14 protein-coding genes are annotated in these 12,562 nt (G+C 34.6%); 3 read left to right on the top strand and 11 right to left on the bottom strand.

Annotated elements, in window-relative coordinates:
- Positions 1 to 170 precede the first annotated feature (170 nt).
- The 3 genes from ACK4M9_RS03585 to ACK4M9_RS03575 all read right to left on the bottom strand — a co-directional run bounded on the left by ACK4M9_RS03585 (position 171) and on the right by ACK4M9_RS03575 (position 1,559).
- Positions 171 to 464: a Dabb family protein gene (locus ACK4M9_RS03585; RefSeq protein ID WP_409848095.1), complete on the bottom strand. Its 294-nt coding sequence runs from the start codon at positions 462 to 464 to the stop codon at positions 171 to 173.
- A 65-nt stretch (positions 465 to 529) separates the two neighbouring features.
- Positions 530 to 1,096, bottom strand: coding sequence for a class I SAM-dependent methyltransferase (locus ACK4M9_RS03580; RefSeq protein WP_409848093.1), 567 nt, complete (start codon positions 1,094 to 1,096; stop codon positions 530 to 532).
- A gap of 61 nt (positions 1,097 to 1,157) precedes the next feature.
- A complete protein-coding gene (locus tag ACK4M9_RS03575) occupies positions 1,158 to 1,559 on the bottom strand; it encodes a secondary thiamine-phosphate synthase enzyme YjbQ (RefSeq protein ID WP_409848091.1) in 402 nt (133 codons plus the stop codon).
- Positions 1,560 to 1,761: 202 nt separating this feature from the next.
- Here ACK4M9_RS03575 and ACK4M9_RS03570 point away from each other — a divergent pair, with 202 nt between their 5' ends.
- Positions 1,762 to 3,225 (top strand): flavin monoamine oxidase family protein, encoded by a 1,464-nt coding sequence (locus ACK4M9_RS03570; protein WP_409848089.1) that lies wholly within the window; start codon positions 1,762 to 1,764, stop codon positions 3,223 to 3,225.
- A 56-nt stretch (positions 3,226 to 3,281) separates the two neighbouring features.
- Here ACK4M9_RS03570 and ACK4M9_RS03565 read toward each other — a convergent pair whose 3' ends face one another.
- Together ACK4M9_RS03565 and pckA are read right to left on the bottom strand one after the other, a co-directional pair.
- Positions 3,282 to 3,476: a hypothetical protein gene (locus ACK4M9_RS03565; protein ID WP_409848087.1), complete on the bottom strand. Its 195-nt coding sequence runs from the start codon at positions 3,474 to 3,476 to the stop codon at positions 3,282 to 3,284.
- 284 nt (positions 3,477 to 3,760) lie between these two features.
- Positions 3,761 to 5,362 (bottom strand): phosphoenolpyruvate carboxykinase (ATP), encoded by a 1,602-nt coding sequence (gene pckA / locus ACK4M9_RS03560; protein ID WP_409848085.1) that lies wholly within the window; start codon positions 5,360 to 5,362, stop codon positions 3,761 to 3,763.
- 308 nt (positions 5,363 to 5,670) lie between these two features.
- On the opposite strand from pckA, the gene ACK4M9_RS03555 reads away from it, so the two are divergent.
- On the top strand, positions 5,671 to 6,789 hold the full coding sequence (locus ACK4M9_RS03555; RefSeq protein WP_409848082.1) for a metallophosphoesterase: 1,119 nt from the start codon (positions 5,671 to 5,673) through the stop codon (positions 6,787 to 6,789).
- 33 nt (positions 6,790 to 6,822) lie between these two features.
- Complete coding sequence (locus ACK4M9_RS03550) at positions 6,823 to 7,329, top strand: DUF2062 domain-containing protein (RefSeq protein WP_409848079.1); 507 nt, start codon at positions 6,823 to 6,825, stop codon at positions 7,327 to 7,329.
- Between the two features lie 277 nt (positions 7,330 to 7,606).
- On the opposite strand, the gene ACK4M9_RS03545 is transcribed toward ACK4M9_RS03550, so the two are convergent.
- From ACK4M9_RS03545 to ACK4M9_RS03520, 6 genes are all read right to left on the bottom strand, one after another.
- Positions 7,607 to 8,167: a GNAT family N-acetyltransferase gene (locus ACK4M9_RS03545; RefSeq protein WP_409848076.1), complete on the bottom strand. Its 561-nt coding sequence runs from the start codon at positions 8,165 to 8,167 to the stop codon at positions 7,607 to 7,609.
- Positions 8,168 to 8,966: 799 nt separating this feature from the next.
- Positions 8,967 to 9,761, bottom strand: a complete 795-nt coding sequence (locus ACK4M9_RS03540) for a hypothetical protein (protein WP_409848074.1) — start codon at positions 9,759 to 9,761, stop codon at positions 8,967 to 8,969.
- 124 nt (positions 9,762 to 9,885) lie between these two features.
- Positions 9,886 to 10,317 (bottom strand): NUDIX hydrolase, encoded by a 432-nt coding sequence (locus ACK4M9_RS03535; protein ID WP_409848072.1) that lies wholly within the window; start codon positions 10,315 to 10,317, stop codon positions 9,886 to 9,888.
- A gap of 172 nt (positions 10,318 to 10,489) precedes the next feature.
- Positions 10,490 to 11,065, bottom strand: a complete 576-nt coding sequence (locus ACK4M9_RS03530; RefSeq protein WP_409848070.1) for a YdcF family protein — start codon at positions 11,063 to 11,065, stop codon at positions 10,490 to 10,492.
- A gap of 129 nt (positions 11,066 to 11,194) precedes the next feature.
- Positions 11,195 to 11,827, bottom strand: coding sequence for a hypothetical protein (locus ACK4M9_RS03525; protein ID WP_409848068.1), 633 nt, complete (start codon positions 11,825 to 11,827; stop codon positions 11,195 to 11,197).
- Positions 11,828 to 11,913: 86 nt separating this feature from the next.
- Positions 11,914 to 12,522: a hypothetical protein gene (locus ACK4M9_RS03520; protein ID WP_409848065.1), complete on the bottom strand. Its 609-nt coding sequence runs from the start codon at positions 12,520 to 12,522 to the stop codon at positions 11,914 to 11,916.
- Between the last annotated feature and the right edge of the window lie 40 nt (positions 12,523 to 12,562).

Genomic DNA, 12,562 nt, shown 5'->3' with positions numbered 1-12,562 from the left:
TCTACGAATATCATAACAGAAAAACTTCCAGTTAGTGAACTACCCGCCACTTAATTTTTTATTGATAATTTGAAGTGAGGATCTTCTGACCAAAAATGATAATAGTTTTGTTCCTTTAGAACCATTGTAAACGAAAAAAGAAACCCTTATTAAGAGTTTCTCCGTTCTTTCTAGATTTCTATGTCTACACCGACACTGTCTAAACGACCGACTTCCTTGATGTAGGCTGCAACTGCTTGGTGCTCAGCATTCGTTACATAAGCATCTAAAGCGGCTTGATCTTCAAAGCGAACCATTAACATCACTTGAAATTCTTTGTTTCGCTCAGAAATGTTCAGACCTGCTTGAAGATCTACTATTCCAGTAAGATGATTTTTTAATGCTTTGAAGCGGTTTACGACTTCCTGTAATTGTTCAGGTGTCGTTGTCTCTGCAAATTTTACAAGTACGATACGTTGAATCATATGATGCCCTCTTTCTCTGTTTATTTATAAGCTATTTTAGCTAGACAATGTTCATAATGCAATCATTACGACTTAGTCTTTCTAGCAAAAATCGTTTGCCGGCCTTCTCGTTCATTTTCTTCATAGTAGAGAACTTGCCAATCGCTAAATTCAGCAAGTAACTCTTTTGATCGAAGCTTGTACTGATCAGAGACATTTTGTTGCTCAGTTTGTGGAGACCTATAGAAGGTTTCCATGAAAAAATAACCGTTCTCCCTAATGCAAGATTTTATAAAAGGAAAAATTGAGCGATCAAGATAGTAAGTGATGACGACAAGGTCAACTGAATTCTCGTTTACATTTAAGTTGCGCCAATCGGTAAGGTCACATAAACGAGGAGAAACTGAAAGCTGATGCTTTATAGTTAGTTCATTGACGTGATTAACAGCAACATCAGAAATGTCGAATGCCTCGACATGATATCCTAATTGGGACAGAAAAACGCTGTTTGCACCAAGACCGCAGGCAATATCAAGAGCTGCACCTCCCTTTAAATTGTGGGAAAGGTTCTTAAGTCTTGCATTTGCTTCGGGTACATCGAAAGAATTTAACCGCTCTTTATATTTGCTATTCCATTTACTCCTTGGGTCCAAAGTTAGGCCTCCTATTTTATACAAAAGTTATCGCAGCGACTTTGATCCTGAAACTTAACAGCTACCCTTCGATGATTTTCATGTGATACTTCCGTGCTCTCGGTCCATCGAATTCACAAAAGTAAATCCCTTGCCATGTTCCAAGAATCAGTTCACCGTTATCAACAATCACAGTTACTGATGAGCCAACAGTGGTTGCTTTTAAGTGTGAGGCAGAGTTACCTTCAAAATGGCGGTACTTTGGGTGATCCCATGGATAGACCTCATCAAGACGCATTAACATGTCCTTAACGACATCAGGATCAGCATTCTCATTAATCGTCATTCCTGCAGTAGTATGTGGACAATAAATCACGACAATTCCTTGCTTAACATTTTTGTCTTTTAAAGCTTTTCTAACCGTATGAGTAATATCAATCATTTCGTCTCTACTGTTCGTTTGTAGTGAAGATGTGATGAACATGAAACCTCATCCCCTTTTGTTTTTACTTTTTCCATTTTATCGTAATCCGTTAGAAAATAGAAAAACTACGGTTTTCCAACGTGAATGAACCAGTCCCGACAATCCAAATCATAATCCCATTAACTACAAAGGTTATATTACTGGCCTTTAGAAACTAATATAGAATATCAACTAATTACCGAATTGTAAGGAGTGAAACTGCTTGATAGAACAACCACCACTATCACATATGCTCTCGATCGTTCGACAAGGGCTTCCAAAAACAAACGATCCGAAAAAAATCATTATTGTTGGTGCTGGAATGGCAGGCTTAGTCGCTGCAGCTCAACTAAAAGATGCTGGCCACGATGTCATCGTTTTAGAAGCCGATCAAAGAGTTGGTGGACGTGTTTTTACGGTTCGATCTCCGTTTTCCCCTGGACTTTATTATGAAGGAGGCGCTGCACGCGTTCCGGAAAACCACCATCTATTTTGGGAGTATGTAAGAAAATTCAAGTTAACTTCCCATCCATTCATAAATAGTACTCCTAATGATTTGTTCTATGTAAATGGTGTGATGACACGTCGATATTTGTATAACGAAAATCCTGATCTATTAGGCTTTCAAGTAACGGCCGATGAAAAAGGAAAGACCGCTTTGGAATTATTTGATTTTGTCGTTAAAACCATTTCCCCTTACGTTAGTCGCTATGCTCCGCTTAAACCTGGAGAAGTTCCAGCATTGATAGACAAATATACGCTAGATACGTTCCTTCAAGCGAACCCATTTGTACCCTCGCTGTCTCCATCCGCTATTGAAAAAATAAAGGTACTCTTGGGTTTGCAAGGTTTTTCTGAATATAGTGTTTATAGTATTGTACAAATCTTGCTGCCTTGGTTTGAAGCAGCCCCGCAATTTCATGCAATTGAAGGTGGCAATGATCGACTTCCCTATCAACTTTACGAGCAATTAAAAAACGAAGTTCGGTTAAACGAAAAGGTAACACGAATTGAAGTTGTTCATGATGAAGTTTTCCTTACGTCTACGAATAAGCTTAGTTTACAACAGTCAATAACAAAAGCGGACTTTGCGATTATCACAATTCCATTTTCGTCATTAAACTTAGTCCAAATCGAACCGAAATCGGCTTTTTCTAAACGAAAATGGCATGCAATACGAAATCTTCGTTATATTGCTGCAACTAGAATAGGGATAGAATTCAAAAGCCGCTTTTGGGAGTCGGTGGGAGTGCATGGTGGGCAAACGGTGACTGATCTCCCTAGTAGATTTATCTATTATCCAAGTACGGGAATTGGTAGCAAGGGGCCGGCTGTAGTTACAGCAAGCTACACGCTAGGCGCAGATACACTTCCGTTGGATAGTCTATCTGACTATGAACGTGTAAACATTCTGCTCCGAGACTTAGCACAAATTTACGGCAATGTCGTTTACAAAGAATATGTGGCTTACTTTTCAGTAAATTGGCGTCAACAGTCCGATATAGCCGGAGGCGCTGTACCAATGTTAAAGGCTGGAGATATAGCTAATCTATTACCATATCTCTCAACACCTGAACATCGCATTCATTTTGCTGGAGATCATGCTTCTTCTTATCCTGGTTGGATTGAAGGTGCGATTGAGTCAGGAATTCGAGCGGCATGTGAAGTTGCTTCTTCTGAGATCTAGGCTGAAAACATAAAAGAAATACTTTAAGCTTGTTCCCTCAAGATGATTAGCAGCTTTTAGAACTTCTTATTCATCGCTTTTTGTTTTTGCATAATTTGATATGATTTTTCAATGATGTCTGTCAATACATCGCCTTTATAAATCCGTCCGACCTTTGTATTTTGTTGATAGTAGTCAACAATCTCATCTAACTGCTGAATCGTTTCTTTACTAACCCTAACGTTTAGCTGTAATCTAGCTTCTTCGTTCATCTGTCATGCCTCCTGTTTAATTAAATCTATTACTATTATATCAACTGCTAGCAGTTGGCTATCTAATTACTATGATATAATGAAGTTGTTGGATTTTGGTAGTTTGTAAAAAATAAATACAAAAAGACCGACAATTCATAACCTTGAACTTGTCGGTCTTTTATGATTTAATATAGCAGTTTCTGAGGTGTTTCCTATATTGAAAATTCACTTTTTGCAGCAGCTCCTGTAATGTAATTGATATCCTTTTTTGCGAAGAGTAAAGTGTTCTTTAAGAAATATTTTTAGTTAAAGCTATAGTGAGTATCTAGTCCCTTTGTTTTTAGATCCTTAATGGCAGGGTCATTTTTTATTAATGTTTCAAAGTTAATTTTAAAGCGATCGGCTAAATCATGAGCCTGCTCGTCGTATGCCTCTTTATTTTCCCAAGTATTACGCGGATTTAAAATTTCCCTTGGTACTCCAGGGCAAAATTGAGGTACTAACATCCCGAAAATTGGATCTGGTTCAAAGGCAAATTTTTCAAGTTCACCCGTAAGTGCAGCGGTGAGCATTGTACGAGTAGATGCTAGATCCATCCGCTTGCCTACGCCATATGGGCCGCCACTCCAGCCGGTGTTTACTAAATATACATTCGTATTAAATTGCTCAAGTTTCTCACCTAGTAGCTTAGCATAGACACTAGGACGTAATGGTAAGAAAGGTGCGCCAAAGCAAGTTGAAAAAGTTGCGACAGGTTTCGTTACACCTCTTTCTGTACCAGCGAGTTTACTAGTATAGCCAGATAGGAAATGGTATAGAGCCTGCTCTTTTGTCAGTCTAGAAATTGGCGGTAATACTCCAAAGGCATCAGCTGTTAAAAAGATGATGACATTTGGATTTCCAGCAAGACCAGGGATGATCGCTTCATCGATATGTTCGATTGGATAAGCGGTTCGAGTATTTTCTGTTAGGCTGTTATCATCATAATCTGGTATTCTAGTATCTTCATCAATGATTGCATTTTCAAGAATAGAGCCAAAACGAATACTCTTATAAATCTGAGGCTCAGTTTCAAGTGTTAAGTGGATACATTTCGCATAGCAACCACCTTCCATGTTGAAAATACCGGCTTCACACCATCCATGTTCGTCATCCCCGATTAGATAGCGGTTCGGATCAGCTGACAACGTTGTTTTTCCAGTACCAGAAAGGCCAAAGAAAAGAGCTACATCGGCTTCTTTACCTATGTTTACGGAACAATGCATTGGCAGAACATTTTTTTCTGGGAGAATTGTATTCATGACACTGAAAATTGATTTTTTCATTTCACCGGCGTATTCTGTTCCACCAATTAAAACAATACGTTTTTCATAATTTACGATGATAAAGGTTTCGGACTTTGTGCCATGGAGGTCGGGATTTGCCTTAAATCCTGGTGCAGAGACAACAGTGAAATGTGGTTTGTGATGTGCTAGATCATCTTTGGAGGGGCGTATAAACAGCTGATGGGCAAATAAATTGTGCCAGGCAAATTCATTAACAACGGAAATTGGTAGGCTATATAATTCATCAGCACCAGCATAACCGTCGAATACGAACAGCTCTTTGTCACTTAAATAATGAAGGACTTCGTTGTAAAGTGTTACAAATTTTTCCTGCTCAAATGGTTGATTAACATTCCCCCAAGCAATTTTATCAGCAATCGATGGTTCATTTACAATGTACTTATCTTTTGGAGATCTTCCGGTGTATTTTCCTGTCGTTACTAGTAAAGCACCTGTGTTAGTTAGTCTTCCTTCCCCGCGTTTAATCGCTACTTCCACAAGCTGAGGCACAGACAAATTGCGATGGACATTAGTACTTTTTAATACTTTTTCAAGAGAAATGACATAGTTCTTTTCCATGAAATCCACCTCTTTTTAAATTATTATAGAAAACATTATAGAAATGAATGCTTCTACTTATTTACATTATATGCCATCACTTTATCATTGTGAAGTGTTTCACAAAAACTTCAAGTTTTACCAATGGTTCAAAAAACTGTAAATAAAATTACGCATACTGACACATTTTTCTAGAATTTCATGTTGATTTTTTACTACTAAACTATTGTTTTTGGAATATTCGCGGTTTTATGCGATAATAGATAAATTAACCTTTCAATTTATTTATGATCTTTTTGGACTATTATATTATAAGGGGAATAAAATTCATGACACCTAGTCTATTTGTGCGAATGATCTTAATGCTTTTGGCCTATAACGCTCTTGTTTTATATATTGGTTGGAATGGCTTCGTTTGGTTAAAAGCTGCCTTCTCTCCGCCGCCCTTATTTGCTTATTGGTTGTTCGTTTTCTTTTGTGCATATGCATATGTTCTCGCTCGTTTTATTAAACTAACGGTTTTAAAAGTCATTGGTGCCTATTGGTTTGTTGTCCTCCAATATAGCCTTCTTCTTCTACCAGTCACAAATATAGTAATCTTCACCTTTAGTTATACATCATACGATTTAGACCAATTGATTAAATGGACGGGCCTTTTTGTAATTTCTACTTTTCTTGTTATTCTGGTTTATGGTACTTTTAATGCATATAGTCCAGTAGTAAGAACCTATCAAATATCCGTTCCTAAAAGAGCAATTAAATATAACAAACTAAGAATTGCCGTTGCTTCAGATATGCATTTTGGAAATCTTTCTGGGACAAGCCACCTCCGTCGGCTAAATGATAAGATAAATATGATAAAGCCTGATTTAGTCTTACTTCCTGGTGATATCATAGACGATGATCCTAGGCCATTCATTTCGAAAAATATGAGTAAGTTAATGAAGGAAATGCATGCTCCCTTAGGGATTTACGGAGTTCTTGGAAATCATGAGTATTATGGTAGGGCCATTCCCCTGTTCATTGATGAAATGTCAAAAAATGATATGACGATTTTACTAGATGAGGTCGTTTTAATTGACGACAGCTTCTACCTTGTTGGAAGGAAGGATAAAACGGATCAAAATCGAAGCTCGATTGAGGATCTTGTGAAAAATATTGATCACTCCCTCCCAATCATTTTAATGGACCATCAACCATTTGAATTAGAACAAGCAATGATAAACAATATTGATATTAGTTTGTCTGGCCATACTCATCGTGGACAAATGGCACCGAACCACCTCATCACAAGAAAGATCTATGAACTAGATTGGGGATACATAAAGAAGCAGCAGTTACATGCGTTTGTTTCATCTGGTTTTGGCTTTTGGGGACCACCAATACGGATTGGAAGTCGTTCAGAAATTATTCAAATTGATATAACTTTTAATACTAGAGAAGATTAAAACTGACAATAGATTATAAATGGCTGGTGAACTATGTTTAATAAACAACTAAGAAAACTCAAATACCTTTGCATTAGATTGTTGAGAATACATGATAAAGTACATAGTATTGCCAGAGGCTTTACTATTGGTGTTCTAATGAATTTTATTCCTTCATTTGGTTTTGGTCCATTTTTTTCAACAGTAAGCCCAAAATTGGTCAAAGGAAATACAGTAGCTGGTTTTATTGGTGGTGTAGCCTTTATTTGGGCTTTTCCTCTCTTTTTCTACTGTAATGTCATTGTAGGTGAAGCGATCCTCCCGATAAGTTTAGAAACAAAAATTGAGATCATTATAGAAGAATTTGAAGAAGGTATTGAAGAACCTGATGAAGTCATTAGTGCCAGTTTAAAAATCGGTAAGGCATTTTTAGTCGGCATGTTCGTTAATATGATTTTGTTTGGGGCCGTTGTCTACTTTTTGGTCTATTACGTGATAAAGAGATATCGAAAAGAAGTACTAAAATTCATTCGAAAAAAATGGACTTTATCAAGAGATTGATTTTATTTTTTACCCACTCTAAATTTTTAGGTGTACGCAGCTTTTTACACATAAGAAGCTGCAAACTGTTGTAATTACCAGCCTTAATACGACTGCTACTTGTTTATAATCGGCGCTAATCCGGAAATCACAACATAATTCACACGAAAAAAAGGCTTCGAGAAATTTATTCTCTAAGCCTTTTTACATTTTATTGCTTACTGGGCTAAAACTCTCTTTACTTTAAGGACAATTCTTCACAATTTTAGAAATAAACAAGTTTCACCTTTTTGCAATATTACTTTATCCTTGCATATATGCAGGTATCTCTAAGTCCTTTTCCATCAGTTGAAATCGCATCATTTTTTAAAATACCTTCTAAAGTGAAACCTAGCCTTTCAGGAATTTTACGACTTTTTTCATTTTTTAAATCGCAACGGATTTCTATCCTATTAGCTTTCAATTCAGAAAAAGCAAAATTAGCGATTTCTTGTACAGCTTCGGTTATGTATCCTTTCCCACTATATCGAGTGTCAATCCAATACCCTATCTCAAACTTTGGGACATCCCAATTAATACGGTGTAACCCAGATGACGCAATAAACTCACCTGTATCTTTAAGAAAAATAAGTAGTCGTAAATCCTCACGATTTATAAATTTTACATAAGCATCTCTAATATTAATTTCAATCTCTTCTTCAGATTGTTCATTCTGTGCGAAGGGCATCCAAGGTTTGAGTTCGTCAATTGACGCTTGGATTGCATCAAACACTGCTTTTCCATCTCCAGGTTGTGGCATTCGAATTAGCAATCTCTCAGTATAAAATTCAGTAGGAAATTCAATCATCAATGGGTTCATCTCTTCTATTCACCATCCCTATATTGTTTTTAAAAACCAAATTCATTTCTTGTAATTAAAATGCTTTTCTATACAAAAAAGAAAAATCCTTCTTCAACAAACCTGATGGCTTTCCTGTTCTCTGAATTTCAATAATACATTATAAAATGTTTCTATTCCTGGATGCTCTAAGAGATTACAGCCGATAGAACCTTCATCTGTATTGCCTTCAAAGAAATCTTCAAGACTAACGATTGGAGCTGTTTTAGCATTTGGATAGCCTTGTTCATATATTTATTCCTCAAACCGTTTTCTCATTTTATCCCTCCAAAGTTCACTTCATTTTTACCTGCTCAATAGCAACAAAAGCGGCAGCCTTTATTGTACTATCGCACTCATTTTTAATAACATATGTAACTGATATTTATACTTCTTTCTTTATTTTAAGTGATATGAGAAACATTTCTTAATTTGGTTTCGTTATCAATTTTTTAATTGAATTTGCAGGAAAAAATATCACAACAACAATTAAGCCAATATAAAGAGGGAATTTTAATACATCATTAGTTGATTTTCCTAACAAATATGGAATACCAATTATTATAGATATAATTCCGATTAGGAACAGAATGAATTTTATTTTATTCCACATATAATTTCTCCTATCTTCCTGATTTACTCAAACTTGTATAATTTTATTTTCTAATACTCCGCAACTAGTCGAGTAGAAGAGACTCTCTCTATCTTTCGGTAGATTGTACTCTCCCCCAGCTTCTTCCACTAAACGCTTTCGTTTGTTTTAGTTACACTCTTTTTTTACTTATTTGTTTTGATATTGTTTCTTTCCATCCAATGAGTATATACCATTTGCCCCTCTCATACCTTTCTCAACAGGCTTATATGAATTCCCTCCAACAACTTCTCCATCAATAATTATTACTGATACCATTGTTTCTTCTTGTTCAGAATCAAAAGCGTGATTATTAATATTAAAATACTCTATCTCTACTTCCTTTCCTATGTAATCTTCTACGTTAAATTCTTGAACAGACCAACTTAATTTTCCAGGAAGTTGATTTATCATCTCATCTGTTAAAATAATCGATTCGCCTTTCAGATGTGATATGACACTAAACTCTTTTTCCTCTAAATAATTTGTAGCTACATTAAAACTAGTAGATTGTTTAATCCAAATTTTCCAATCTTCAATATCATCGATTTCTATAACATTTAAGTTTTCAGTAATTGGAACATTACTCTCAATATAACCAACTTCATATCCAAAGTCATCGTTAATAATGAGTGTTTGAATTTCACCATTTCCTTCAAATGGTCCATTCATTTGGAAAATTTCTTTAGCTTTCCATTGACCGTCTTCTTTATGAACATCAGCAAGCCAAATATCCTCATCATTCATTACGCCTCTAAAAACTATTAAGACTAAATCTTCATTTACTTTATGAGTACCATATACATTTATTTCTCTTTCTTCGTTTTCGACCTCTAACATCCTTAAAGCATCTTCTGGTAAATTAGCAGTTTCTTGACTACTTTCATTACATCCTCCAAGTAAAAAAACAAATGACATAATTATAAGGATTATTCTTGACTTCATTTTTTTCACCCTCTCTAATTTTTTCTATTAAGTACATGGATTATAACAGATAGGAACTGTTGTACTAACCGGATCGTTAGCACCATAGTGGTTGCAAAAGCTTGTTTTAAACTTTATCGTTACTTTAATCCTCACAATCTTTAATAAAAGCAAGTGTCTTTTCAAATAATTTCGGTTGAATTTCTAAATAAGTAAGGTTTTGGGGAAGGTTATCGAATAGTTTTACTTCACCAACTTCAGATATTGGTAATTGACCAATTTCCTTTATTCTTGCAAAGAATAACCTCCCAAAAATTTTGTTAACGGAATCGTCCATTGAATAGTCGCAAATGGGAACTAAAACTACTTCTTTGCACCCTGTTTCTTCATATAACTCTCTTTTAGCTGTTTCGTCAATCATTTCACCAGGTTCTCTATGCCCACCAGGGATTTCCCAAGAATTTCGGTCTTTATGCTTAACATAAAGCCATTTCCCCTTATAAATAGCACTTATTACAGCAAATTTTAATTCGCTATCACTAACTACACCTATATTAGAAAATTCAATCTTCAACATTTTCACCTCTTACTTAAATGGACAGTTCTATTGGTTAAATACTATATTCAATTGAATATTACCTTTAATCATTATGAACTAAAATATCCTGTCTCTTAATGAAAACTCGCACCCTTAGTTGAAGAAGTAACAGCTCAGTTCGGCTAGCATTTTTATCGTTAAGAACCGTTTATTATTTAAAGATGTATTTGTAATAAGCAGGAAATTCCCGAATGATCGAATAAAAATCTCTATACTCAAAAATTTCTGCATGTGCAGCATATACATTTTTAAAACCAAGTTTACTAAACGCTAATTTTGTTCGGGTTATATGGAAGTATTGTGAAATCACCATAACGGATTCGATTTTCAACTCTTTCATTATCGCTTTAGTATTTTCTGCGGTCATGAATGAATTATAACCGTTGTTATCTTCTATAATGATCTCTGATGGAATCCCTTTATTCACTAAGTATTCTTTCATTACTTTTGCTTCATCAAAACCTTCTTTACCGATCCCACCACTGACTAATATGTACTTAAAAAATCCTTCTTCATATAGTTCTATAGATTTATCTAATCTAGCTTTTAATCTATTAGAGGGCTGACCATCTAATTCTACTTTATTACCTAGAACCACTGCTATATCTACACCGGCTAATTCATCATTTAATCCATCTGTTACTATGATGGTAGTATGTATGATAAACCACAATAATGGAATGACAAAAAGGATGAAACCTACTTTTTTCAACACTTGTATATTCAAGATCGTCTTTTCCTCTCCTTACTTTTTTATGTCACTTCAATTTTTAGCTCTATTTTTTGAAGTATTCTGGTCGTTAAAAGGCGGCAGTATTCTTAAACTATCACACTCTCTTGAGACTCAATTATTTAATTAATTCCTCATTAAACTTTTCTTAATTTTTTCTCTAAATTCTTCTGTTTGTAAAACTTGAATTTCCTTTGAATTTTTTGATTTCTTAAGTTCATCACTTAATTTTATATCCTCAATATCAGCAAGTGCCTCATCTCTTTCGGATAATTTTGCAATATATCTGTCATTGATTATTTTATACATTCCAGTTTCTTCACCTAATATCCAGTAGGTATGTTCTTCTTGAATTTCTTTAGCATGTTTTAGAAATAAAATATATTTCTCTCCTTGTTGAAACATCTCATTATCATTGAAAGTCCAATCACTATTTCCCTGTTGCATAAAATGAAGACTGTCAGTTGGTAACCCCGAATCATTTTTAAGCACTTCTGTCATTGTTGCTTTAAAAATTGTTTTTGGAGATGGTTCATTTAACTCTTGCACTTTTTCTATAATCTTTATTTCTGCTATTAGTTCTGATACCTTAATTGCTTCTTCGAACGGATATGTTTGAAGTTTTGCACTTATGTCACCAACAGGTTTAATCGTTACATTGTTTTCTGCTTCTTTTATTTCTAAGTTATGGGTGTCATTACAAGCTGTTAACATTAGTGATATGGCAATCATTGAAAGGATCAGATACTGTTTTTTCATTATTATCCCCCTTTATAAAATTATCAAAATGCTTTTGCAACCGTTCAATACCTTATCAGTATTCCTATAATCCTTTTACATAATATCTACTTATTCTTTCTAGATTTAGCTAGAAAGACAAATACGAATACAAAAAATAATATTAATAGTGGTATAACTAAATTATTATTTAGTTTGGATGGAATTTGAACATTTTCTACTATTTCAACACTTTCAGTTTCATTGACACTTGTAGAATTGATGTAAGTTTTATTCTCTTTTTCAAGCTTTTCTTGTGCTTCGAAGTATTTTCCTTCATTGATATATTGTTCATACCGAACAACCATAGGATACTGTTCACTTATAAGTTTCAATGTTCTATAATCATCAGATGTAGTTTTAAAAATCCACATATCATCAATTGTTTGATCATCCAATAAAACAGCAACAACAAAATCACCCGTTTTAGGTTTATCATTTGTCCCATAATATGAATCAAATTGTTCGATTTCAATTTCTGATTGCTCAATATTTCCCATCATAATCGTAGAAGGTATTATACTAAATGTATCAGTATTAATGAATTTTATTTCACCTATGAAAAGTGCTTTTTGATTACCCTCCATAATTCCTTCTGGTATATCTCCTGCAAAAACAAAAACATTTGTATAACTAAGTAATAAAAATATGACTAGAATAGGAATTCTTTTTAGCAATATTTATCCCCCCTATTAACCTAGAACTTTCGTTAGAAAT

The sequence above is a fragment of the Anaerobacillus sp. genome, from assembly GCF_046314235.1.
Taxonomy (GTDB): Bacteria; Bacillota; Bacilli; order Bacillales; family Anaerobacillaceae; genus Anaerobacillus.
This window is presented reverse-complemented; position numbering and strand designations above follow the sequence as displayed.

Coding starts and splice junctions, on each gene's coding strand:
- ACK4M9_RS03525 (WP_409848068.1), bottom strand. CDS start 11,827: ATGAAAAAACAGTATCTGATCCTTTCAATGATTGCCATATCACTAATG.
- ACK4M9_RS03540 (WP_409848074.1), bottom strand. CDS start 9,761: ATGAAGTCAAGAATAATCCTTATAATTATGTCATTTGTTTTTTTACTT.
- ACK4M9_RS03545 (WP_409848076.1), bottom strand. CDS start 8,167: ATGAACCCATTGATGATTGAATTTCCTACTGAATTTTATACTGAGAGA.
- ACK4M9_RS03585 (WP_409848095.1), bottom strand. CDS start 464: ATGATTCAACGTATCGTACTTGTAAAATTTGCAGAGACAACGACACCT.
- ACK4M9_RS03550 (WP_409848079.1), top strand. CDS start 6,823: ATGTTTAATAAACAACTAAGAAAACTCAAATACCTTTGCATTAGATTG.
- pckA (WP_409848085.1), bottom strand. CDS start 5,362: ATGGAAAAGAACTATGTCATTTCTCTTGAAAAAGTATTAAAAAGTACT.
- ACK4M9_RS03575 (WP_409848091.1), bottom strand. CDS start 1,559: ATGTTCATCACATCTTCACTACAAACGAACAGTAGAGACGAAATGATT.
- ACK4M9_RS03535 (WP_409848072.1), bottom strand. CDS start 10,317: ATGTTGAAGATTGAATTTTCTAATATAGGTGTAGTTAGTGATAGCGAA.
- ACK4M9_RS03565 (WP_409848087.1), bottom strand. CDS start 3,476: ATGAACGAAGAAGCTAGATTACAGCTAAACGTTAGGGTTAGTAAAGAA.
- ACK4M9_RS03555 (WP_409848082.1), top strand. CDS start 5,671: ATGACACCTAGTCTATTTGTGCGAATGATCTTAATGCTTTTGGCCTAT.